Raw genomic sequence first — 22,681 nt, 5'->3', positions numbered from 1 at the left:
CGGCGGGTCGGTCAGCCCTTGACGGCGCCTTCGCCGACACCCCGGAAGAAGAAGCGCTGCAGACCGGCGAAGAGCACGATGAGCGGGAGCACGGCGATGATCGTGCCCGCCGCGACGAGGCGCTCGTCGTTCGCGAAGGTGCCGTGCAGGTAGTTCAGCCCGATGGTCAGGGTGAAGTTCTCCGGGTCGCTGAGGACGATCAGCGGCCAGAGGAAGTCGTCCCACGAGCCCATGAAGGCGAAGATCGCGACGACGGCGAGGGTCCCCTTGACCGAGGGGAGCGCGATCCGCAGGAAGCGCTGCCAGACGTTGGCACCGTCCACAAAGGCCGCCTCCTCCACCTCCTGGGGGAGGTTCAGGAAGGCGTTGCGCATCAGCAGGACGTTCATCGCCCCGATGGAACCGGGCAGCAGCACCCCGAGCAGGGTGTTGTTCAGGCCGAGATCACGCATGGTGGTGAACTGGGCGATGATGATGCCCTCCACGGGCACCAGCATGGCGAGGATGAACGCCAGCGTCGCGGCCTGCCGCCCCCGGTAGCGCAGCCGGGCCAGCGCGTAGCCGGCCAGTGCGGCGCCCACGCAGTTGGTGACCACGTTGGCGGCGGCGACCTTGAGCGAGTTGAAGGCGTAGTCCCACACCGGGATGGTGTCGGCGACCCGGCTGTAGTTGTCCAGGGTGGGATGGCTGGGGAAGAACTTCGGCGGCGAGCTGAAGATGTCCTCGCCCGGCCCCTTCAGGGACGTCGAGAGCTGCCACAGGAACGGTCCTACGGTCAGCACCAGTACGGCGAGCAGCAGCACGTAGCGCAGGACGAGCTGCCAGGGCGCGATGCGGCGTCCCTCGGCGTCGGTGGTCTTCAGGATGCTCACGCGTCCTCCTTGCGGTCGGCGCGCAGCACCAGGAGCATCAGGCCGACGGTGACGACGAAGATGACGACGGAGATGGCGGAGGCGTATCCGACCCGCCCGGTCAGTCCGGTGCCGACCCGCTGGACGAGCATCACCAGGGTGGTGTCCTCGCCCGCCGGTCCGCCGGAGGGGCCGGCCATCAGGTAGACCTCGGAGAACACCTTGAAGGCGGAGACCGAGGAGAGCGCGGCGACCAGCACCATGGTGGAGCGGATGGCGGGGACGGTGACGGTGAGGAAGCGGCGCACCACCCCGGCGCCGTCCACGGAGGCCGCCTCGTGCAGCTCGCGCGGTACGTTCGACAGCGCGGCCAGGTAAATGATCATGTAGTAGCCCAGGCCCTTCCAGACCGTGACCGCCATCGCGCTGCCGAGCAGCAGCCACTGGTCGCTGAGGAAGCCGACCTTGCCGATGCCCACGGCTTCCAGGAGCGAGTTGACCAGCCCCCGGTCGTCGAGCATCCACACCCAGATCAGGCCGACGACGACGATGGACGCGACGACCGGGGTGTAGAAGGCGGAGCGGAAGAAGGTGATGCCGGGGATGTGCCGCTGGACGAGCATCGCCAGCAGCAGCGGCAGGATGACGAGGGCCGGGACGACGACCAGTACGTACAGCGCGCTGTTGCGCAGGCCGGTCCAGAACATCTCGTCGTGCAGCAGTTCCCGGAAGTTCGCCAGGCCGACGAACTTCCCCGGGACCAGGGTCCGCCGGTCGGTGAAGGCGTTGACCAGCGTACTGAAGAACGGGTAGAGGCTGAACGCGCCGACCACGATCAGCCCGGGAGCCGCGAACAGCCAGGGGCTCAGCGGCAGATGGCGGCTGATCCGGCGGACCGGGCCGGGGGCGGGCGCGGACGCCGGCGTGGGGACGGGGGTGAGGGCCGGGGCGGAGGCGGGGGTAGTCACGAGGGGGCTCAGCTCTGCTGCAACAGCCGGTCACAGGCCTTGACAGCGTTATCAAGGGCTTCCTTGGGGCTCTGCTTTCCCTGCAGCGCCTTGGCGATCTGGTTGCGCAGCTCGGTCTTCATCTGCTCGCTGAACAGCACCGGCGTGTAATTCACGGCCGTCTTCAGGGACTTGGCGGCGGCGACCCGGACGCGGGTCTCGTCGGTGCCGTCCTCCTCGGTGAAGTACGGGTCGTCGAGCGATCCGGCGGTGCTGGGGAAGATGGCGACCTGCTTCGCGAACTCCATCTGCCGGGTCGCGTCGGTCATGTAGTGGGCGAAGGCCACGGCGGCGGGCTGCCGCTTGGTCTGGGCGTTCACCATGATGCCCATGACGTACATGTTGGCCTTGCCGGTGTTGCTGACCTGGTCGGTGATGCCGATGTTCTTGTAGAGGCTGGGCGCCTGCTTCTTGAAGTTGGCCAGGTCCAGCGCGCTGCCCGGGTTCATCGCCACGGACTCGGTGAGGAACTTGTGGCCGGACGACTCGGGCGTCGCGGTCAGCGCCTGCGCGTCGAGCCCCTTGGCGTCGTACAACTCCTTGTAGCGGGTGAGCAGTTCGACACCCTTGGCGTCGTTGAAGGCGAAGCCGGTGCCTTCCTTGTTCATCAGCTGTCCGCCGTAGCGGCCGAAGTCCTCGATGGTGGGCACGTTCGCGAGGGTGGCGACCTTGCCCTTGCTCTTCTCGGCCAGCTTCAGTCCGTCCGAGAACACCTCGTCATAGGTGGACGGCGGCTTCTGCGGGTCGAGTCCGGCGTCCTTGAGGAGGCGCTTGTTGTAGAACATCGGGCCGGTGTTGAGGTACCAGGGGAAGGCGAACGTCCCCTGTGTGCCTGGTATCTGATGGCTCTGCCAGGCGCCCGGCAGGTACTCCTTGCGGTACTTGGCGGCCGCCTTGTCGAGGTCGAGCGCGATGCCCGCCTTGGCCAGCGGGGCCACCAGGTCGGGCGAGACGTTGACGACGTCGGGCAGGGTGCCGCCGGCCGCGTCCGCGCTGATCTTGTCCGCGTAGCCCTCGCCGGGCCGGTCGACCCACTTGACGTCGGTGCCCGGGTACTTCTTCTCGAAGTCCGCGATCACGCCGTTGAAGTAGTCCTTGAAGTTCGCCTGCAGGTTCCAGGTCTGGAAGGTGATCTTCCCTTCGACCTTGCCCGAGGCGTCGGACGAGCCCGAACCCGATCCGCCGCCACAGGCGCTCAGCGGCAGGACGGTGGCGAGGACGGCGGCAGTGGCGACTGCTCTGCGAGAGATGCGCACGGTGAACGGCTCCTTTGCTCGGACCAGGCGTGCGGACGGCGTACCGGAGGTCACCGACCGGCCGGATGCGTTCGCCCAGCAGACCCTGCAATGCGCGTGTCGGAAAGTCAATACATTCTCTTCAATTAGGTCGCACCTTTCGGCATACATACAGGTCAGAGCCATGCTGAGGCACATTGAAGATCCATTACTAATGCGCTTTAGGTGCCTCTAGCTCAAGCGCATTAGTTGTCTGAGCGCTTCGCTCTCGACCAATGGCCCACGAGGCCCTACGATGCCCCCGGGGGAGAGCGAACCCGACGACCCATGAGCCACGGGGAACGCAGGAGAGAGGCACTCGGTGACACCGAAGGGGCCGCCGGCCGGGGACACCTCGCCGGCCAGACGCACGCCCGCGCGACGGCCGACCATGAAGGACATCGCCCAGCGGGCCGGGGTGTCGGAGAGCGCGGTGTCCTTCGCGCTCAACGACCGCCCGGGGGTCTCGGCCCTCACCCGGGACCGGATCCGGCGCGTGGCCGAGCAGTTGGGCTGGCACCCGAGCACCGCCGCCCGCGCACTGTCCGGCGAGGGCTCGGCCACCGTGGGTCTGGTGGTGGCCCGCCCGGCGGCGAACCTGGGCGTGGACTCCTTCTTCCTCCAGCTGATCTCCGGCATCCAGGAGGTCCTGGCGGAGCGCCGGCTCGGGCTGCTCTTCCAGGTGGTGGAGGACGTGGCGGCCGAGTGCGCGGTCTACCGGCGCTGGTGGGCGGAGCGGCGGGTGGACGGAGTGCTCGTCGTGGACCCGCGCACCGACGACCCGCGCGTCGGCCTGCTGGACGAACTGGGCCTGCCCGGCGTCGTCATCGGCGCCCTGCCCGGCAGCGACACCGGCCCCCACCCGGGCCTGTCGCAGATCCGCGCGGACGACGCGGGGGCGATGGCGGCCGTCGTCGGACGGCTGCACGAGCTGGGCCACCGGCGCATCGTGCACATCGCCGGACTTCCCTCACTCGCGCACACCGACCGCCGCATCCGGTCCCTGCGCATCGAGGCCGACCGGCGCGGACTGACCGAGGCCCACTCGGTGACCACGGACTACTCGGACACCGAGGGCGCGGCGGTGACCCGCCGGGTGCTGGAGCACGGCACCCCGCCGACCGCGATCGTCTACGACAACGACGTGATGGCGGCGGCCGGGGTGGCGGTCACGGCCGGCCTCGGCCTGCGGGTCCCGGAGGACGTGTCGGTGGTGTCGTGGGAGGACTCCGCGCTCTGCCGGCTGACCGCCCCGTGGCTGACCGCGCTGTCCAGGGACACCGTCGCGTTCGGGCGGCTCGCGGCGCGGGAGCTGACGGCGCTGCTCGACGGCGGCACGGCGCACACCATCCAGGTGCCGCTGCCCCGGCTCATCGAACGGGGCAGCACGGCAGCGGTGAACGGCGGCTGAGGAGAGGCACTCGTGCTCAGGAGCGGGCCGGCCCGCGCAGTTCCTCGTTGAGCCGGAGGGCCTCTTCGAGCTGGTCCTCCAGGATCACGATGCGGCAGGCGGCCTCGACCGGCGTGCCCCCGTCGACGAGCTCCCGGGCGCGGGCGGCGATGCGGAGCTGGTAGCGGGAGTAGCGGCGGTGGCCGCCCTCGGACCGCAGGGGGGTGATCAGCCGGGCCTCGCCGATCGCACGGAGGAATCCGGGGGTGGCGCCGATCATCTCCGCGGCGCGGCCCATGGTGTAGGCGGGGTAGTCGTCGTCATCGAGACGGTCGGCGGGATGCGCAGGGGATTCGGGGGGCATGGGCACCTGCCGCGTGTCGCCGACTTCGTTGACCGGAAGGGAAACTCTCGTTGTGCGAGCCATCGTCTCTATCATAGCCGCGACAGATTTCCCTGGCCGGACGGGGGAAGTTATCTGAGGGCGCCGCCCCGGGGCCGCCCCCGCGCGACCCCCGCCGCCGGGCGCGTCAAAAACACTGACCGGCGGGTCAGTTGATGACTGACTGCCGTCGGGCCATAATGCACACGTAGCCCTTCACGCATCCCCCGTCGTGAAGGGCTACACCCCTGTGCGCGAGACCGGGTGCCCGAGACCCCGTGGGCCTCGTCCGTCACGGAAGGCACCGGTCCACCGCACACGCCGTCACCGGTCTTCATGGGCAAGGGGCTCCCCTCGTGGCCCCCTGCCCATGTTTTTTCGAGTTAACAGTGACGTAGAGTATTTGCGCAACCCTACTTCCGCACACCGGCACGGGATGTGCCACTACGTCCCTGTTCGGTATGTGCGAACGGCTCCCCGCACTGGGGACGGCGGTCCCGGGTTGGTTACAGTACGAGCCCGTTGACCGAATCGGACACCGCGCGGCACCGGACAGGGGCCGGGCGGGTGCGGGACACGTGGGGGGCCGGATGGACAGCGCCGAAGAACGCGCGCCGGAGCTGCGGACGTTGCGGCAGAAGGTCGAGTACATGGTCGAGAAGACCTTTCCCGGCCGGAAGATCTCGGGACGGGTCTTCGCCGACCTGGTCAAGGAACGCGGCGGATCCCTCTCGCACAGCTACTTCTCCAACATCCTGGCCGGCAAGGTCACCCAGCCGTCCGAGGACATCCTCAAGGCGCTCGGCATCGGCTTCGGCGTGGACTGGCGCTTCTTCAAGGAGGAGTCCGAGGTCGTCGACGACGTCGTGGACGGTCTGCAGTTCCTGGCCAAGCGGCGCACCGGGGACATCAGCGGGCTGGCCGGCCGCGGCCTGGACGAGGACGGACTGCCCCCCGAGCTGCTCCAGTTCGCGCTGTCCCTGCTGGAGGACGCGAAGAACCGGCAGCGCCCGGCCGACGGCAGGCCCTAGGCCATGTCCCTGCGCGAACTGCGGAAAGAGTGCGAGGCCGGACTCGCCGGGCTGCCCCTGCCCGCCCCCTTCACGGTCGAGGGACTGGTCGCGAACATGGAGGCGGCCGGCGGCCGCACCATCGTGCTGCACGAGATGCCCGACCGGCTGGCCCGCATCAACGGCGCCTGCGGGCTGCGGCTGAAGGCCGGCGGGACCAGCTTCGTGCTCTACCGGCGGCGCCCCACCGCCTACCAGACCCAGCACGTCATCCTGCACGAGCTGTGCCACGAGTGGTTCGACCACGGCACCTCGCTGGACGCCGAGCAGCTCCAGCGGCTGCTGCCCGTCTTCGACACCTCACTGATCTCGCGGGTCGTCGGCACCGACGCGCTCCGGTCCCCGGACGCCGTACAGGCCCGCGCGCAGTACGACACCCACGACGAACGCATGGCCGAATTCGGTGCCTCGCTCATCCCCCGGATGGCCAGGGACGTGACGAGCGATGACATGGTGGGGCGGCTCGCCAACTCGCTCTCCCTCCCGGTCGCCCACCGCCGCCGCGGCCTGTTCCGCCGCACGTAGCAACGGATCGACGTCCGCCCCGCTGCCGAACCGTTTCCCCCCACCACCGCCGGCCCCCACCCTCCCCGTCCCTCACCCCCACCCCGAGGACTCCGCCGTGACACCGCTCGACCTCGCCGGCTACCTGATAGCCGGCCTGATGACAGCCGTCGCCCTGTGGCGCATGCCGGCCGCCCTGCGGGGCGACGAGGAGGACAGACGCCGCCGGGCCCTGTGGGGCTGCTACGCGGGATTCGCCGCCGCCCTGTGGACCAAGACCCGGGTCGTGCGCATCGGCCTCAACGACAGCTCGGTCACCGACCTCTCGGTGCTGATCAAGCACTACACGGCGACCATCGCGATCCTCGCCATCCTCAGCTACATCGTCGCCATCTACGGCCAGTACGCCGACGCCGGTGACATCCCCCGGCACGTACGGTTCGCCCGGCTGATCCAGCAGGTCGCGGCCAAGGCCTCCGTCGCCACGCTGGTGCTGCTGACGGTGCTCTTCTTCACCGTCGTCGACCGTTCCGTCCCCTCGGACCGGTTCGTCGCCGACCACGCCGGGCAGTGGGGCGCGACGCTCTACATGAGCGTGTTCTACCTCTACCTCGGCGCCGCCTCCGCCGTCTGCGCCTACCAGTGGGCGCTGGCCACCGCGAGCGCCGGGCAGCGCCGGCTGCGGATCGGCCTCGGCATGATGACGTTCGCGATGTTCATCGGGGTCGGATACACCGTCAGCCGGACGCTGTTCCTCTGGGTGAGCGTGATCGACAGGCCGAGCGAGTCCTTCGCGCTGCACTTCGACGAGATCACCGAGGCCTCGCAGGTGGTGCTGTTCGCGTTCTTCGCGGTGGGCGCCTCCGTCCCCGCCCTGGGCAACGTCCGCCGCCGCGCGAAGCTCTGGCGCGCGCAGGTGCGGCTGCACGCGCTCTGGTACGAGCTGATGGCGGCCTTCCCCGACCAGCCCTTCGACCCCCCGGCCTCCCTGGTCCGCGAGCTGACCCGGTTCGGCACCCCGGCGGACCTGCGCATCGACCGCTGGGCGGCGGACATCGCCGACGCGGTGGAGAAGCTGCGCCACTACGCGCCCGGCACCCTCCTCGCCGCCGCCGGGGCCGCCGCCGAGGCCGGACCCGGCGACCGGGACCGGACGGGCCCGCTCACCGACGCGTACTGGATCAAGGCCGCGCTCGTGGCCCACGGCGACGGCGCGGCCCCCGGGGACGCGGCGGCCGTCGGCACCCAGCACGCGACCGACCAGGACGGCGAGGTCGCCTGGCTGGTCCGGGTCGCCGCCGCGTACCGCACGGTCACGGCCGAACGCGCCCGGCAGGTCCTGGAGTCCACCCGAGCGGAGTCCGCCGGAACAGCAGCCAAGGAGCAGACAGCATGAGCACCACCGACACCGCCGGCACCGCCGATGCCTCGGGGACGGCGCGTACGGTCACCGACGTCTTCCAGCCACGTAATCTCCTGCTCGCCGGAATGCTCGCGACCGGGTTCGCGGCGGCCGGTGAGTGGACGGGGCTGCTGTGGGGGCTGCTCGGCGCCCTGTGCGCGGGGATCATTCCGGCCGGTTACATCGAGTGGGAGCGCGGGCGCGGCACCTGGGGCGACCGCCATGTCGTCGACCGCACCAAGCGGGCCCCGATCTTCTTCGTCATCCTCGGTTCCATCGGCGTCGGTTCGGCCGTCATGGTGCTGGGCGGGGCCCCCTCCGGCATCCTGACGGCGATGCTCGGGCTCTGGGCGATGACCGTCGTCCTGCTGGCCGTCAACGCGGTCTGGAAGATCTCGGTGGACGCCTCGGTGGCCTCGGCCGTCGTCGCCCTGCTCGCCGTGGTCCACTCGCCGTGGTGGCTGTTCGGGTACGTGATGACGGCCGCCGTGTGCTGGTCCCGGGTCGCCCTCGGGTACCACACCGTCGGCCAGGTGAGCGCCGGAGCCGCGCTGGGAGCGGCCACGGCGGGCGCGTTCCTCTTCGGCTGAGCGGCCCGCCGGGTGACCGGTCCGCGTCCCGCCGAACGGGTCCGGTTCTTACGGCCCTGTGACGTGCCGTCCGCGCAACCGCGCCTGCGGCCCGTGGCGCCCTAGCGTGGCCGTCATGCGCGTACTGGTCACCGGCGGAGCCGGGTTCATCGGGTCGGAGATCGTCCGGACCCTCACATCGGCCGGGCACGAGGCGGTGGTGCTCGACGCCCTGCTCCCCTCGGCTCACGGCGACGCCCCGGACCGGCCGGCCGGCAGCGGGATCATCGTGGCGGACGTGCGCGACCGCGAGGCGGTGGACCGGGCGCTGCGCGGCATCGACGCCGTGTGCCACCAGGCGGCGATGGTCGGCCTGGGCAAGGACTTCGCGGACGCCCCGCTGTACGTCGGGTGCAACGACCTCGGCACCGCCGTACTGCTCGCCGCCTCGGCCGCCGCCGGGGTGCGGGACCTGGTGCTCGCCGGATCGATGGTCGTCTACGGCGAGGGCCGCTACGAGTGCCCGCGCCACGGGCCGGTCCGGCCGGGGCCGAGGGCGGAGGCAGATCTGGCGGCGGGCCGGTTCGAGCCGCTCTGCCCGTCCTGCGGTACGGAGCTGACCCCGGGTCTCGTCGGCGAGGACGCGCCCGTGGACCCGCGCAACGTGTACGCGACGACGAAGCTCGCGCAGGAACACCTCGCCTCCTCGTGGACGCGTGCCACGGGCGGGCGGGCGATTTCGCTGCGCTACCACAACGTGTACGGGCCGGGGATGCCGCGCGACACCCCGTACGCGGGAGTCGCCTCGTTCTTCCGCTCGTCGCTGGCCCGGGGCGAGTCGCCGCAGGTCTTCGAGGACGGCGCCCAGCGCCGGGACTTCGTGCATGTACGGGACGTGGCGGCCGCGAACGCGGTGGCGCTGGAGGCCGTCACCGGGCTCCGGCCGGGCAGCTTCGCCGCGTACAACACCGGGAGCGGGGAGCCGCACACCATCGGTGAGATGGCCTCGGCGCTGGCCTCGGCCCACGGCGGCCCGGCCCCGGAGATCACCGGTGAGTACCGGCTCGGGGACGTACGCCATGTCACGGCCGACTCGCGGCGGCTCCGCGACGAGCTGGGCTGGAAGCCCTCGGTGGGCTTCGCGGAGGGGATGGCGGAGTTCGCCGCGGCCCCGCAGCGGGGCATGGCCGCGGGCCCGGCCCGCTGACCGGGCTCACCGCCACGCGCGGGCTCACACCACCGGCAGGGTGACCTCGAAGCAGCAGCCGCCGGTGACGTTGCGGACCTCGGCCCGGCCGGCGTGCGCCTCGACGATCCCGCGCACGATGGCGAGCCCGAGGCCCGCACCGGCCGGGGGCGTCCGGGCGTGGCTGCCGCGCCAGCCGGTGTCGAAGACCCTGGCCAGGTCCTCCTCCGGGATGCCGCCGCAGCCGTCGGTCACCGACAGGACCACGCCGCCGCCGGCGCGTTGGGCGGCGACCGCGACGGTGCCGTCGGCGGGGGTGCGACGGATCGCGTTGATCAGGAGGTTGCCCAGGACCCGGCTCATCTCCTTGCCGTCGACCTCGACCGGCACCGCCTCGATCCGGTCCCCGACCAGCCGGACGCCGTGCTCGCGGGCCAGCGGGTCCGCGCCGGCGAGCGCGTCGCCCACCAGGTCGTACACCGAGATCCGGGTGGGGCTGAGGGTGAGCGAGCCGGCGTGGATGCGGGACAGCTCGAAGAGGTCGCCGACCATGTCGTTCATCCGCTCCACCTCGGTCCGTATCTGGCGCAGATAGCGCCGCGAGTCGACGGCCATGCCGTCCTCCAGCGCCTCCGACATGGCCCGCAGTCCGGCGAGCGGGGTGCGCAGATCGTGCGAGATCCAGGCGACGAGCTCACGACGCGAGGTCTCCAGGGCGCGTTCGCGCTCGCGTGAGCTGTCGAGCTTGGCGCTGGTGGCGGCCAGTTCGCGGGTGAGGGCGGCGAGTTCGGCGGTGGCCGGGGCGGCGGGCGCCGCGAAGGTCCCGCCGTCCCCGAACGACCGGGCGGCGAGGGTCAGATCGCGGCTGCGCGCCGCCACCCAGCGGCCGAGCAGTATCGCGGTGGCGAGGGAGACGACGGCGGCCATCGCCACCACGGTCGTGACCACGGACAGGTCGTGCGGGGACAGGAACATCGCCCAGGCGACGGCCAGCGTCCCGGCGAGCATCGCGGTCACGGCGACCGCGGCGACCACGGTCAGCGAGACGACCAGCGAGCGGTGCCGGAAGAACCGCAGGACGAGCGCGCCGAGCAGCCCGGCCGCGGCCGCGCCCAGGAACGCGAACAGCGCGATGAGGAGTATGTCGGTCATGACGGCGCTCCGGGGGCGACAGGGGTGCCGGACACCTCGGAGGAACCGGCCGGGCCGGCCGGCAGGTCCAGCCGGTAGCCCACCCCCCAGACGGTACGGATCAGTTCCGGGCGGGCCGGGTCCGCCTCGACCTTGCCGCGCAGCCGGCGCACATGGACCGTCACCGTCGACAGGTCGCCGAAGTCCCAGCCCCACACCTCGCTCATCAGCTCCTCCCGGGTGAAGACCCGGCCCGGGCGGCGCAGCAGGAAGGCGAGCAGGTCGAACTCGCGCAGGGTGAGGGCCAGCGCCCGGCCCTCCCGCGTCGCACTCCTGGCCGCCGGGTCGAGGACCAGACCCGCGCCTTCGAGCAGCGCGGAACGCCCGACGGGTACGGGGGCGGCCTTGGCGCGGCGCAGCACGGAGCCGACGCGCAGGACGAGTTCGCGGGGGCTGAACGGCTTGGTGACGTAGTCGTCCGCGCCCGTCTCCAGGCCGAGGATGCGGTCGTCCTCGTCGCCGCGCGCGGTCAGCATGATGACGGGCACCCGCCCGTGCGCCCGCATCCGGCGGCAGACCTCGAAGCCGTCCATGCCGGGCAGCATCAGGTCCAGCACCACCAGGTCGGGGCGGCGGCGGGCGAAGCACTCCAGCGCCGCCGGGCCGTCCGCCGCGCGGGCCACCTCGTAACCGGCGCCGGTCAGGTATCCGGCGACGACCTCGGAGACGGTCGGGTCGTCGTCCACGACGAGGACGTGGCCGGGGGCGGGGGCGGGCGCGGCGGGCCCGGGAACGGGACCTGGGGCGGGGGCGGGCAGGGGCGCGGGACCGGGACCGGGGGCCTCGCTCGCGGCGCCCCGGCCCTCGGACTCCGGACGGGCCGGCATGGCGGGCTGCATGGCTCCACCCTGGCACCCGCTCCCCGCGCGCCGGACGCGCGGACACCGCCACACGGTCGATGTCCACGTTTCGTAAGAATCCTTGGCCCGAATTGTCGGATTCCTCTCCGTAGGGTGAGCAGGGTGACCGACTCCTCCGATAACTCCGCCCCCCGCGCCGACGTCGTGCTGCCCTGTCTGGACGAGGCCGCCGCCCTGCCCGGGGTGCTCGCCGCGATCCCGCGCGGCTGGCGCGCGATCGTCGTCGACAACGGCTCCACCGACGGCTCGGCCGAACTGGCCCGCTCGCTCGGCGCGACGGTGGTGCACGAACCGCGCCGCGGCTTCGGCTCCGCCTGCCACGCCGGGCTGCTCGCCGCCGAGGCGGAGTACGTCTGCTTCTGCGACTGCGACGGCTCCCTGGACCCCGGGCTGCTCCCCGGCTTCGTCCGCCGGATCGCGGACGGCGAGAGCGATCTGCTGCTCGGCCGCCGCCGCCCCGACCGGCTCGGCGCCTGGCCGCTGCACGCCCGTGCGGGCAATCTGGCGCTCTCCCGGCTGCTGCGCAGACGTACCGGGCTCCGGCTGCGCGACCTGGGCCCGATGCGGGCGGGGCGCCGGGCCGACCTGCTGGCGCTCGGCCTCACCGACCGGCGCAGCGGCTACCCGTTGCAGATGGTGGTGCGGGCGTCGGACGCGGGGCTGCGGGTCGCCGAGACGGATGTCCCGTACCTCTCGCGCACCGGGAAGTCGAAGGTCACCGGCACTTGGCGGGGCACCTGGCACGCGGTGCGCGACATGCGCGCCGTGCTGGCCGAGGCGCCGGCCGCGGCCCCGGTGGGGGTGTCCCGATGACCCCGGCCGCGGGTACGGGCGCGGGGACGGGAGCCGGGGACGCGGGTGCGTGTACGGATGCGGGAACGGAAGCCGGAGCAGCAGGTCCTGGTGCTGGTGCTGGTGCGGTGACCCTGCTGGTCATCGCCAAGGAGCCGCTGCCCGGCCGGGTCAAGACCCGGCTCACGCCGCCCTTCACCCCGCAGGAGGCCGCACGGCTGGCCGAAGCCTCGCTCGCGGACACCCTGCGCACCGTCCTCGCCCTGCCCGCCGCCCGACGGGTGCTCGTCCTGGCCGGGGAACCCGGACCCTGGCTGCCGCCGGGCTTCGACGTGGTGGGCCAGTGCGCGGGCGGTCTCGACGCCCGGCTCGCCGCCGCGTTCGCGGGCAGCACCGGGCCCACGCTCCTCATCGGCATGGACACCCCGCAGATCACGGCCGCCGATCTGGCGCCCGCGCTCTCCCCCGGTTCCTGGGACGACTGCGACGCGTGGTTCGGCCCGGCCGAGGACGGCGGCTTCTGGGCGCTCGGACTGGCCGAGCCGGACCCGGAACTGCTGCGCGGGGTGCCGATGTCCGTGCCGGAGACCGGCGCGGTGCAGCGCCGCCGGCTGGTCGACGCCGGACTGACGGTGCGCGATCTGCCCCGGCTGCGGGACGTGGACACGGCGGCCGACGCCGTGGACGTCGCCGCCCTGGCGCCGCACGGCAGGTTCGCCGCCGTGCTCGCCGAGCTGAGCGGGGCGGTGGCCCGATGAGCCAGACGGTCCCCCGCCACGAGACGGTCCCCCAGCACGACAGTGTCCGCCCGCCGCATCCCGACGCCACCTCGTGGAGCACCGACCCGTACGCCAACGCCCTGCGCAACGGCCACGGTCCGCTCTTCCTGCGCCGTACGGACGGCTGGCTGCTGCCGCTGGACGTGGAGCGCTGGTGCGCGGGCGCGGACGCCGCGGACCTGTCGGCGCTGCACCGCTGCGAGGGCCCCGTCCTGGACATCGGCTGCGGGCCCGGCCGGCTGGTCGCGGCGCTCGCGGCCCGCGGCCACCGCGCGCTCGGCATCGACGTGAGCGAGGCGGCGGTGGCCCACACCCTGCGGCTCGGCGGCTCGGCACTCCACCGCTCGGTCTTCGAACCGCTGCCGGGCGAGGGCCGCTGGGGCACCGTCCTGCTCGTCGACGGCAACATCGGCATCGGCGGCGACCCGCGCAGGCTCCTGCACCGGACCGCGGCCGTGCTGGCCCCGGGCGGGCTGCTCATCGCGGAGACCGCGCCGCACGACATCGACGAGCGGTCCCGGGTCCAGCTCGACGACGGGCGCGCCGGCCGGGACCGGTCCGTGCCAGCCGCGCCCTTCCCGTGGGCCCGGCTCGGCACCCCGGCGCTGCTGCGGTACGCCGGGCTGCTGGGCTGGCTGACGGCCGATCAGTGGGAGGCGGACGGACGCACCTTCGTGGCGCTGCGCCGCAGCCGGAGCGTCCTGACGACCAGCCACAGCGCCGACAGCACGCAGAGCGCGGCCGTGATCAGCAGCCAGTTCCCCAGGAACACATCGGGGGAGAGCCCGCTCGCCGGTTCGTAGCGCGTCGTGTGCCGGGTGATCAGCGGCCACCACATCAGCAGGAGCAGGCCGGACAGGAAGACCGGCACCCGGACGAAGTTCACCAGGGCGCGGCGCGGACCGAGCGTGCGCAGCAGCAGCCGGTCCGCCGTCGCGTACAGGGGCACCAGCACCAGGTCGTGGACGAGGGCCGCGCCGACGAACCAGACGACGACGCCGAACGCGTCCCCGGCCAGCAGCCGCACCCCCGCGTACCCCGCCAGCGCGAAGGAGGCGGCCATCAGGAGGAGGTGCAGCGGGCCCTCCCCGTACCAGCGCCGCACGAGGCCGAGGGGGTTCAGCCTGTCCACAGCATTCCTCACAGGTCTCCTCACTTCTCTCCTCACTTCTCTCCTCACAGGTCTCCGAAGGTCAGCCGGGACACCCATTTGGTGTTCAGCACGCCGGGCGCGGCCGGGACGATGATCCGCGCCGGATATCCGTGGTCGGGCGACAGGTCCTTGCCGTTGACCTGCAACGCAAGGAGCGAACGGGGGTCGCGCACCTGGTTGTCGCGGAGCGCCGCCCGACGGAAGGGACCGCTGCGCTGGACGGACTCCACCAGCACCCCGGGCGGATTGCCCGGGTACCCGGCGAGCTCCGCGAGGTCCTTCAGCCGTACACCCCGCCACCGCTGGTCCGAGGTGGACCAGCCCTCCACGCAGGCGATCGGGAGCGCCGCGCTGTACTGGTCCATGGCCAGCAGCTGTTCCCGGGTGAACCGGAGGTCACCGGCCGGGCCGCTGACGGTAAGCCACCAGCCCTCCCCCGTCTCGGCCGGGGTGATCCCGACCGTGGCGGCGGTCTTGTTGATCTGGAAGCCGTTGGGTCCCGGCCCCGGCTCGGCGGCACCGCGGGGGGTGAGCAGCGCGATGCGCCGCAGCGGCCCGTCGAAGCTGCGCCCCACCGAGGTGACCAGCAGGAGCAGCGAGCCGGCCCCCACCATCGCCAGCGCCCCGCGCCGCGACAGCGTCGGCTCGGCCGGGGACGGCGAGGCCAGCGCGTCCCCGGGCACGTTCCCGCTCAGCGCGCCCGACCTCAGCACCCGTACCGCCTGCGGCGTCCGCAGCCCGGCATGGGCCAGGAACGCGGCGAAGAACACCCACGCCCCGTAGAAGTGCAGCGGGTAGAACGAGCCGGGGAACAGGTACTCCAGCTGGATGTTGAGCAGCCCCGTGATGAACTCGAACAGCGCCCCGCCCACCAGGAGCAGCAGCGAGAGCCGCTCCAGCGCATGCCCCACCGACCGGGCCGGCGGCAGCGCGAACAGCTTCGGGACCACCGACCACAGCTTGGCCAGCAGCACCGGGGTGAGCACGATGCCGACCGTGACGTGGAGCCCCTGCGTCAGCCGGTACAGCCAGTGCGGCCCGGTCGGCCAGGCGAACAGGTAGAAGCCGAGCACCCCCTTGTCCGGGGTCTTGTCGTTGACCGGGTTCAGGTCCGGGTTGTACGCGGCGTACGACAGCAGACCGGTCACGAACAGCAGCGTGATCCCGCCGAGCAGCACGAGCCCGAGCACCGCGGTGAACCGGACCCCGCGCACCGGGCTGCGCCAGAAACCGGGAGCGGAGGGGGTCCGCTCCAGGAGTTCGGCGGCACGGCCGGAGGAGAGTCCGGGCAGCGATGCGGGAAGGGAATCGGGAAGTCTGAGTCGTCGGAACCGACGTCGGTCGCCCATGGCCCCGACGCTATGCCCGGGGCAGCGGGGCAGGGCCCGTACGACTCCTGACGAAACGCTGACGTCATCCGGCCTCTTCCGCGCGGCCCCCGGGCCGGCCCCGGCCGGGTACGGAATCTGACGGTTCGGTGACGCGCCCCGTCAGCACCCGCCATCACCGCTCCGGCGTGCATACCGTGCCTGGGTGAAGACCAAGGAACGCGCGGAGCAGCGCACCGAACCGGAGAAGGCCCACCGCACCGGCGGCCGCGCCGACCTGGCCGCGGGGGGCGCGGGCGTGCTGCTGGTCGCAGCCGCGGTCCTCATCGGCCGGAACGTCGAGGACTACGCCCGCATCCTGTACGTCCACTGGCCACCGCTGCTCGCGTCCTGGTACCCGCACATCGGCCCCGGCACCGCCGCCGCACCCGTCGTCGCCGTGGCCGTCGTCGCGTACGGCCCCCTTCTCGCCGTTCGGCTGCGCTGGCGGACCCTGCTGCTGAGCTGCTGGGGCGCCTCGCTCGCCTGGGTGTTCTCGCTGGCACTGATCGACGGCTGGGGCCGCGGCATCGCCGAACGCCTCACCACCAAGCACGAGTACCTCAGAGGCATCGGCCGCTTCGACGACATCGGCGCGGCCCTGCGCGGCTTCAACGACCACATCCTGATCGGCCCGCCGGGCAACTGGCCCACCCATATCGCCGGGCACCCGCCGGGCGCCACCCTCACCTTCGTCCTGCTCGACCGCGTGGGCCTCGGCGGCGGCGCCTGGGCGGGGGTCTGGTGCATCGTCACGGGCGCCACCGCCGCGGTGGCCGCGCTGGTCGCCGTCCGCGCCCTGACCGACGAGCGCACCGCCCGCCGCGCCGCGCCCTTCCTCGTCCTGGCGCCGGTCGCGGTCTGGGCGGGCACCTCGGCGGACGGCTACTTCGCCGCCGTCGCCGCCTGGTCCGTCGCCCTGCTGGCCCTGGCCGCGACCGGCCGGGTCCGCAGCCCGGCGGCCGCCGCGCTCGGCTCGGGGCTGCTGTACGGGCTGACCTGCTACCTCAGTTACGGTCTGGTGCTCATCGCGCCGCTGCTCCTGACCGTGCTCCTGCTCGCACGGACGGCCCGGCCGGTTCCGTTCTTCGTGCTGGGGGCACTGGTCGTGCCGGTCGCCTTCACCCTGGCCGGCTTCAACTGGTGGGAGGCGTACCACCTGCTGGTCGAGCGCTACCGCCAGGGGGCGGGCGGGTTCCGCCCGTACTGGTACTGGGTCTGGGCCAACCTCGCCTGCACCGTGATCGCCGTGGGACCCGCGACGGTCGCGGGCCTGCGCCGGACCGCGACGGCGGCACCGGGGGCGCTGAAGGCGCTGCGGACCGGGACCACGGCCGCGCCGCAACGCCTCGTCCTCCTCGTGCTCGCGGGGTTCCTCATGCTGCTGGCCGCCGACCTGTCGGGGATGAGCAAGGCGGAGACCGAACGGATCTGGCAGCCCTTCATGCTGTGGCTGCTGCCCGCCGCCGCCCTGCTGCCCGACCGGGGCCGCCGGGGCTGGCTGGCCGCGCAGGCGGCCGTCGCCCTCCTCGTCAACCACCTGCTCTGGACGGGGTGGTGAACGGACGGGCGGGTGGTGAACGGACAGCACCGGGGTGAACAGGGGGAACGGGATGCACGGCAGGTGGTGAACGGGGCGGCCGGACGTTGAACCACCGGCACCCGGGTATGGCTTGTCCCGTGCCGACATTCGAGATCACCACAGCAAGCGCGGACGACATCAGGATGATGGCGGACTGGGCCCATGCCGAAGGCTGGAACCCCGGTCTGACCGATGGCCAGGCCTTCTTCGCCGCCGACCCCTGCGGCTTCCTGATCGGCAGGCTCGACGGTGCGCCCGCCTCCTGCGTCTCCGTGATCCGCTACGGCAGCGGCCACGGCTTCCTGGGCTTCTACCTCACCCGCCCGGAGCTGCGCGGTCAGGGCTACGGCAGCCGGCTCTGGGCCACCGGGACGGCCCGCCTCGAGGGGCGCAACACCGGCCTCGACGGGGTGGTGGCGCAGCAGGCCAACTACCGCAGGTCCGGCTTCCGCCCCGTCTGGACGAACATGCGGTACGAGGGCCTGGCCCCGGTGGGCCTCGCCCCGCCGCCCGGCGTCACCCTGGCCGACGCCCGCACCCTGCCGTTCGGCCAGATCACCGCGTACGACCGCCGGTTCTTCCCGGCGGAGCGCGACGGCTTCCTGGCCGCCTGGACCACCACCCCCGGCCGCACCGCGCTGGTCGCGCTGCGGGAGGGAGAGGTACAGGGGCTCGCGGTGATGCGCGCCTGCCGTACGTCCTCACGCATCGGCCCGCTGTACGCGGCCACACCGGATACGGCCGCCGCCCTGGTCAGCGCGCTCGCGGCCACCGATCCGTCCGCCCCGGTCGCCGTGGACGTCCCCGACGTCAACCCGGCGGCGGTACGGCTGGCCGGAGAGCTCGGGCTCAGCCCGTCGTTCGAGACGGCCCGCATGTACACCGGCCCGGCGCCGGACGTCGATCACAGCGGGCTCTTCGGCATCACCAGCCTCGAACTGGGCTGATCCATCCGCCGGTCCGTTTCCCTACCCGTGCCCGTGCAGCAGCTCCAGGACCCGGCCCCGGAGCAGCTCGTACTCCTCGCGCAGGCGGACGATCTCGGGCGGCCGGGCGACCACCGTGCCGCCGGTGACAACCTCCTCGGGCGCGAACTGCTCGCGGGTCAGATCGATCTCCGTCCCCGGGCCCAGCCGGTTCCACCAGTGGTAGTCCGTGCGCACCCCGTCGACCCGGACCTCGCCGCGTATCAGGTCACCGCCCAGCAGGTCGTGCAGGACCAGGGCGGTCACCCCGCACTGGTCACGGGCGGGGTTGCCCGGGGTCCAGTGCGGGCGGTGCGCGGGCGTGGTGGTGTCGGCGGCCCAGCTGCTGCGGACTGCGGCCTCGATGTCGGCGAGGAGGAACGGCTTCATGACACCGATGCTCGCAGCCGTCACTGACAACGCCCCCGCACGACCGATCGTCCCCCGGCCAGCACTGACAACGCCCCCGCACGACCAGCCGGCCCGACCGCCCCCGTCACACGCTCCCCAGCAGGCGCCCCTCGCCACCGGGGGCGAACCGGGCCCGCGACGCCATCACCGCGATGTCGTCCTCGGCTCCCGGGCCGAAGCGGTCGAGCACCTCGTCCAGCAGCTCCTCCAGATTGCCGCTCTCCGGCAGCCTCAGCCCCCGCAGCCGGCCGACGGACACGTCGATGTCCTCACCGCGCCGCTCCACCAGGCCGTCGGTGTACATGAACAGCACCGTTCCCGGCGCGCACCGGACCTCCGTCGTCCGGTAGCCGCCGAACCCGGTTCCGAGCGGCGGGCCCGCCGGCACGTCGGCCAGCCGGGTGCCCCCCGGCCCGGGGTCGATGAAGACCGGCGGCAGATGGCCGGCGCTCGACACCTTGCAGATACCGCCGGACCGGTCGACGACCGCGAGCAGGCAGGTCGCCGCCCGGTCGAGACCGGACCGCTCCACCATCCGGTCGAGCTGCTCCAGGATGCGGTGCGGCGGCAGTTCCTCGTCCGCGAGCAGGCGCAGCAGCGAGCGGTAGTGGCTCATCGCAACGGCCGCCTCCACGCCGTGGCCCATCACATCGCCCATCGCCTTCAGGTGGCGTCCGTCGCGCAGCGGGATGATGTCGAACCAGTCGCCGCCCACCAGCACGCTCCGGTCGGCCGGCAGATAGCGGGTGGCGACCTCGATGTGCGGATGCGGCTGGCGCGGTTCGGAGAGCAGCGAGCGCTGGAGCTCCAGGGCGATGGTGTGTTCGTGGGTGAAGCGGCGAGCGTGGTCCAGATCGACGGCGGCCCGTACGGCGAGCTCCCGGGCCACCACCACGTCCTGCTCCGTGAAGGCCGGTGACCCCCCGGCCCTGACCAGGCCGAGGACGCCGATCGGCCCACCGCGCACGGAGACCGGCACGATGACCGCCGAGTGCATCCCGAGGGCCCGGTAGACGGCGACCCGTTCGGGTGAGGGCGCGGAGCGGCCCAGCTGCTCGTCGCCGGTGAGGTTCTCGACGACCGGCTGGTTGGTGGCCAGGCAGCGCGTCACGGCCGCGTCCTCCTGGTAGTCGACGTAGTCACCGGCCACCCCGAACCGCGCGACCCGCTCGCGCAGCCCCGGCACCGCCGTCATCGCCGCCCGCCGCAGCCGGGTCACCCCGGGCGGCGCCGGGCGCACCGGCGGGGCGACGTCCGGCGGGAACACCTCGACCGTGGCGAGGTCCGCGAGCCCCGGCACGACCAGGTCGACCAGCTCGGCACAGGTGGTGTCCATGTCGAGCGTGGTGCCGATGCGGGTGTTCGCGGTGTCCAGGAGGCTCAGGTGGCGCCGGGCCTCGGCCAGCTGGCGCCGCTCCTCGTCGGAGGCCATGACCTCCATCAGGATGCCCGCGATGCCCACCACCCGGCCGCCCACCTCAAGCCGGTGGTACACCCCGTGCCAGTAGCGCAGGACGGTCTCCGGCCCGGCGCGGGTCACGCCGCTGGAGGTGATCTCGCGGGACCTGCCGTCGGAGAGCACCGCCAGCATCAGGTCCTCCCGGGCGTCGATCCCGGGGAGCACCTCGGCGACCGTACGGCCCAGGTGGTCGGCGGCCGGGATGCCGTTGAGCCGTTCGAGGGCCGGGTTCACGTAGAGGTAGCGCAGCTCCGTGTCGAGAACGCCCACCCCGGCCGTGGTGCCGCCGATCAGGGCCGCGAGCGCCAAGGTGTCGAGCGGCGGCGGACTGCCGGCGTACTCATCGGCCTGCAAGGCAACCTCCTGTGGCGGGGCGCGGGCCGCCCGACTGCCCCGCCCTTCATCGTCGGCCGCCCGCACCCGCCCCGCATCCGCAGACAGCCGATCAGCTGGCGGTACCCGGGCGCGCGGCCCCGCCCGCCGTATCGCCGGTCTCCCTGCCTGTCTCCCTGCCTGTCCCGCCGCCTGTCTCCCCGCCTGTCCCGCCGCCGGGGAGCAGCCGGTCCAGGTCCACCGTCCCGTCCTCCCCGGAGGACCCCGGTGGCAGCAGCAGGGCCTCGGCGACCGGCGCCGGCAGCGGGGCCCGGTCCAGCAGCCCGGTGACCAGGGCGGTGGTCAGCCGGTGCCAGGCAGCGGCGCGGCGCAGCATCGGGTGATCGCTGCCGTGCACGGTGACCAGACAGCTGCGCGCCCCGGCCCGGCGGGCCCGTGCGGTGAGCGTCCGGGAACCCGCCGGGCTGGTGACCCGGTCCCGGGGGCTGTGCACGAGGACGACGTCGCGCCCGGCGAGCTGCTCGACCGGGTCACCGTCCGGACACCACGGGGCGAGGCCGACCACACCCCGTACCAGCGGATGCCCCGCGGCGTGCAGCGCGGCGCGGCCCCCCATCGAATGCCCCACCAGCACCACGGGGATGTCCCCCGCCGCCCGCCGCAGTTCGTCCAGGGCGCGCACGGCATCGTGCAGCGGATCGGCCCTGGGCCCGTTCCAGCCCCGGTGCCCGTACCGGACGGTGCGCACCACGACGTCCCCCGGCAGCGCCCGCCGCAGGGCGCGCGCGAACGGACGCATGCGCAGCGCGGGCAGGTTGAACGGTCCGGGCGGCGGCGCCCCGAGCCCGTCCTCCCGTCCGCCGTGCAGCAGGAGTACCGCCGCCGCGGGGGGCTGTCGTCGTGTCATGCGTACCTCCGGTGCGGATGGATGGGGCCGTAACGAGCATGCTGTACGAGCACGGACGGCACTGTCGCACCGGAAGACAAGCGGCGCGGAACAGCGGCACGTAACAGCGACACGGAACAAAGGACACACATCATGGGCTCGTCACCACAACTCGGCCAGAATGTCCCGGACTTCACACTCGCGGGAGGCGCACTCGACGGTGACACGTTCGAACGCCGCGACTACACACTCTCCGCCGCCCGCGGCCGGGCCGTGGTCCTCGCCTTCTACCCCGGCGACAACACGTCCGTGTGCACCAAGCAACTCTGCTCGTACTCCTCCGGCATGGAGACCTTCGAGGGACTCGACGCGGAGGTCTGGGGAATCAGCCCACAGGATGTGGACAGCCACGAGTCCTTCGCCCGCGCCCACAGCCTGCGGATGCCGCTGCTGGCGGACACCGGCCGCGAGCTCGCCCGGACCTTCGGGGTGGCCGCGCCCGGCATCGGTGTGCGGCGGGCGGTGTTCCTGATCGACGCCGAGGGGGTGCTGCGCTGGAAGCACGTAGCGCTCCTCGGGGCCACTTTCCAGTCACTGGACACCCTGGCGGGCCACCTCTCCGGCATCCAGACCCCCTAGAACACTGCCGGAACCCGGCAGTGTCGCCGGACCGGTATGTATGGGACCATCCAGCCAGTTCGACGGAAATGTTCGGGGGATTCCGCAGACGGGGAGGGGTGATCACGTGACCTTGTTTCTCGGTCTCGGAATTGCGGGAGTCGTGCTGCTGGCACTGTCCCTGATCTTCGACGGAATCCTCGAAGGCCTCTTCGGGGGTGTGCTGGACGGCCTGTTCGACGGGCTGCTCTCCCTTCCGGTGATCGCCGGCTTCGTCTCGATGCTCGGTTTCGGCGGCGCGATCGTGCTCGGTACGACCGGTGTCGGCACGTTCGTCGCCGCGGGGGCCGGGGTTCTGGCCGGTCTGGTCGCCGCCTGGCTCACCTGGAAGTTCAGCCAGGCCCTGATGGCGGACCAGACCAACGCCACACCGCGGGACGAGGATCTCGTCGGCTCGCCCGGGTCCGTGGTCACGGCCATTCCGGCCGACGGCTACGGCGAGGTACTGCTGCGGCTGGGGGGCCACGTCATCAAGCTGTCGGCGAAGAGCCCGGTGCCGGTCGAACGCGGCACCGAGATCTGGGTCGAGGCCACCCTCTCGACCACCTCGGTCTCGGTCCGTCCCGTCGAACGCTGAGCCGGCAAGCCGG

The 22,681-nt window shown here is 72.6% G+C and carries 23 protein-coding genes; 13 read left to right on the top strand and 10 right to left on the bottom strand.

Annotated features, from left to right (window positions below):
* Positions 1-11 precede the first annotated feature (11 nt).
* From ACGFU6_RS20970 to ACGFU6_RS20960, 3 genes are read right to left on the bottom strand one after another with little or no spacing between them, the layout of a single operon-like run.
* The gene (locus tag ACGFU6_RS20970) at positions 12-872 is read right to left on the bottom strand and encodes a carbohydrate ABC transporter permease (RefSeq protein ID WP_393612745.1); all 861 of its coding nucleotides are present in this window, start codon (positions 870-872) and stop codon (positions 12-14) included.
* A complete protein-coding gene (locus ACGFU6_RS20965) occupies positions 869-1,831 on the bottom strand; it encodes a carbohydrate ABC transporter permease (RefSeq protein WP_393613000.1) in 963 nt (320 codons plus the stop codon). The genes ACGFU6_RS20970 and ACGFU6_RS20965 overlap by 4 nt, the downstream gene beginning before the upstream one ends.
* The gene (locus ACGFU6_RS20960; protein WP_393612744.1) at positions 1,828-3,114 is read right to left on the bottom strand and encodes an extracellular solute-binding protein; all 1,287 of its coding nucleotides are present in this window, start codon (positions 3,112-3,114) and stop codon (positions 1,828-1,830) included. Before ACGFU6_RS20960 ends, ACGFU6_RS20965 begins: the two co-directional genes overlap by 4 nt.
* Before the next feature lie 409 nt (positions 3,115-3,523).
* Here ACGFU6_RS20960 and ACGFU6_RS20955 point away from each other — a divergent pair, with 409 nt between their 5' ends.
* Positions 3,524-4,543 (top strand): LacI family DNA-binding transcriptional regulator, encoded by a 1,020-nt coding sequence (locus tag ACGFU6_RS20955; protein WP_393612998.1) that lies wholly within the window; start codon positions 3,524-3,526, stop codon positions 4,541-4,543.
* 16 nt (positions 4,544-4,559) lie between these two features.
* Here the strand turns inward: ACGFU6_RS20955 and ACGFU6_RS20950 are convergent, their stop codons facing one another.
* Complete coding sequence (locus ACGFU6_RS20950; protein ID WP_393612742.1) at positions 4,560-4,886, bottom strand: MerR family transcriptional regulator; 327 nt, start codon at positions 4,884-4,886, stop codon at positions 4,560-4,562.
* A gap of 608 nt (positions 4,887-5,494) precedes the next feature.
* Here ACGFU6_RS20950 and ACGFU6_RS20945 point away from each other — a divergent pair.
* The 5 genes from ACGFU6_RS20945 (at position 5,495) to ACGFU6_RS20925 (ending at position 9,656) form a co-directional block, all read left to right on the top strand.
* A complete protein-coding gene (locus ACGFU6_RS20945; protein ID WP_393612740.1) occupies positions 5,495-5,935 on the top strand; it encodes a hypothetical protein in 441 nt (146 codons plus the stop codon).
* 3 nt (positions 5,936-5,938) lie between these two features.
* Positions 5,939-6,499, top strand: coding sequence for a toxin (locus tag ACGFU6_RS20940; protein WP_393612738.1), 561 nt, complete (start codon positions 5,939-5,941; stop codon positions 6,497-6,499).
* 97 nt (positions 6,500-6,596) lie between these two features.
* Complete coding sequence (locus ACGFU6_RS20935; RefSeq protein ID WP_393612736.1) at positions 6,597-7,874, top strand: MAB_1171c family putative transporter; 1,278 nt, start codon at positions 6,597-6,599, stop codon at positions 7,872-7,874.
* Positions 7,871-8,470, top strand: coding sequence for a hypothetical protein (locus ACGFU6_RS20930; protein WP_393612734.1), 600 nt, complete (start codon positions 7,871-7,873; stop codon positions 8,468-8,470). The genes ACGFU6_RS20935 and ACGFU6_RS20930 overlap by 4 nt, the downstream gene beginning before the upstream one ends.
* Positions 8,471-8,585: 115 nt before the next feature.
* Complete coding sequence (locus ACGFU6_RS20925) at positions 8,586-9,656, top strand: NAD-dependent epimerase/dehydratase family protein (protein WP_393612732.1); 1,071 nt, start codon at positions 8,586-8,588, stop codon at positions 9,654-9,656.
* Between the two features lie 24 nt (positions 9,657-9,680).
* On the opposite strand, the gene ACGFU6_RS20920 is transcribed toward ACGFU6_RS20925, so the two are convergent.
* The gene (locus tag ACGFU6_RS20920; protein ID WP_393612731.1) at positions 9,681-10,787 is read right to left on the bottom strand and encodes a sensor histidine kinase; all 1,107 of its coding nucleotides are present in this window, start codon (positions 10,785-10,787) and stop codon (positions 9,681-9,683) included.
* Positions 10,784-11,665, bottom strand: coding sequence for a response regulator transcription factor (locus ACGFU6_RS20915; protein WP_393612729.1), 882 nt, complete (start codon positions 11,663-11,665; stop codon positions 10,784-10,786). The genes ACGFU6_RS20920 and ACGFU6_RS20915 overlap by 4 nt, the downstream gene beginning before the upstream one ends.
* A gap of 123 nt (positions 11,666-11,788) precedes the next feature.
* Here ACGFU6_RS20915 and ACGFU6_RS20910 point away from each other — a divergent pair, with 123 nt between their 5' ends.
* The 3 genes from ACGFU6_RS20910 to ACGFU6_RS20900 all read left to right on the top strand — a co-directional run bounded on the left by ACGFU6_RS20910 (position 11,789) and on the right by ACGFU6_RS20900 (position 14,060).
* Positions 11,789-12,499 (top strand): glycosyltransferase family 2 protein, encoded by a 711-nt coding sequence (locus ACGFU6_RS20910; protein WP_393612727.1) that lies wholly within the window; start codon positions 11,789-11,791, stop codon positions 12,497-12,499.
* 113 nt (positions 12,500-12,612) lie between these two features.
* On the top strand, positions 12,613-13,236 hold the full coding sequence (locus ACGFU6_RS20905; RefSeq protein WP_393612996.1) for a DUF2064 domain-containing protein: 624 nt from the start codon (positions 12,613-12,615) through the stop codon (positions 13,234-13,236).
* Positions 13,233-14,060, top strand: a complete 828-nt coding sequence (locus ACGFU6_RS20900; protein WP_393612725.1) for a class I SAM-dependent methyltransferase — start codon at positions 13,233-13,235, stop codon at positions 14,058-14,060. Before ACGFU6_RS20905 ends, ACGFU6_RS20900 begins: the two co-directional genes overlap by 4 nt.
* Positions 14,061-14,433: 373 nt before the next feature.
* Here ACGFU6_RS20900 and ACGFU6_RS20895 read toward each other — a convergent pair whose 3' ends face one another.
* Positions 14,434-15,759 carry a molybdopterin-dependent oxidoreductase gene (locus ACGFU6_RS20895; protein ID WP_393612723.1) on the bottom strand — a complete coding sequence of 442 codons (1,326 nt, stop codon included), beginning with the start codon at positions 15,757-15,759 and terminating at the stop codon, positions 14,434-14,436.
* 184 nt (positions 15,760-15,943) lie between these two features.
* Here ACGFU6_RS20895 and ACGFU6_RS20890 point away from each other — a divergent pair, with 184 nt between their 5' ends.
* Both ACGFU6_RS20890 and ACGFU6_RS20885 read left to right on the top strand, forming a co-directional pair.
* Positions 15,944-17,338, top strand: coding sequence for a hypothetical protein (locus ACGFU6_RS20890; RefSeq protein WP_393612722.1), 1,395 nt, complete (start codon positions 15,944-15,946; stop codon positions 17,336-17,338).
* 119 nt (positions 17,339-17,457) lie between these two features.
* A complete protein-coding gene (locus ACGFU6_RS20885) occupies positions 17,458-18,306 on the top strand; it encodes a GNAT family N-acetyltransferase (RefSeq protein WP_393612720.1) in 849 nt (282 codons plus the stop codon).
* A 21-nt stretch (positions 18,307-18,327) separates the two neighbouring features.
* On the opposite strand, the gene ACGFU6_RS20880 is transcribed toward ACGFU6_RS20885, so the two are convergent.
* The 3 genes from ACGFU6_RS20880 to ACGFU6_RS20870 form a co-directional block, all read right to left on the bottom strand.
* Entirely contained in the window at positions 18,328-18,714 is a 387-nt protein-coding gene (locus tag ACGFU6_RS20880) for a hypothetical protein (RefSeq protein ID WP_393612718.1), read from the bottom strand.
* Between the two features lie 106 nt (positions 18,715-18,820).
* Positions 18,821-20,548 carry a SpoIIE family protein phosphatase gene (locus ACGFU6_RS20875; protein WP_393612716.1) on the bottom strand — a complete coding sequence of 576 codons (1,728 nt, stop codon included), beginning with the start codon at positions 20,546-20,548 and terminating at the stop codon, positions 18,821-18,823.
* Positions 20,549-20,639: 91 nt separating this feature from the next.
* Entirely contained in the window at positions 20,640-21,434 is a 795-nt protein-coding gene (locus ACGFU6_RS20870; RefSeq protein WP_393612714.1) for an alpha/beta hydrolase, read from the bottom strand.
* 132 nt (positions 21,435-21,566) lie between these two features.
* Here ACGFU6_RS20870 and ACGFU6_RS20865 point away from each other — a divergent pair, with 132 nt between their 5' ends.
* Both ACGFU6_RS20865 and ACGFU6_RS20860 read left to right on the top strand, forming a co-directional pair.
* On the top strand, positions 21,567-22,052 hold the full coding sequence (locus ACGFU6_RS20865) for a peroxiredoxin (protein WP_393612712.1): 486 nt from the start codon (positions 21,567-21,569) through the stop codon (positions 22,050-22,052).
* Between the two features lie 106 nt (positions 22,053-22,158).
* Positions 22,159-22,668 (top strand): hypothetical protein, encoded by a 510-nt coding sequence (locus tag ACGFU6_RS20860; RefSeq protein ID WP_393612710.1) that lies wholly within the window; start codon positions 22,159-22,161, stop codon positions 22,666-22,668.
* Positions 22,669-22,681 lie beyond the last annotated feature (13 nt).

It is taken from the genome of Streptomyces sp. NPDC048462 (genome assembly GCF_043200175.1).
GTDB lineage: Bacteria > Actinomycetota > Actinomycetes > Streptomycetales > Streptomycetaceae > Streptomyces.
Note: the sequence above shows the minus strand (reverse complement) of the source record. Positions and strands in the feature narration are given on the sequence as shown.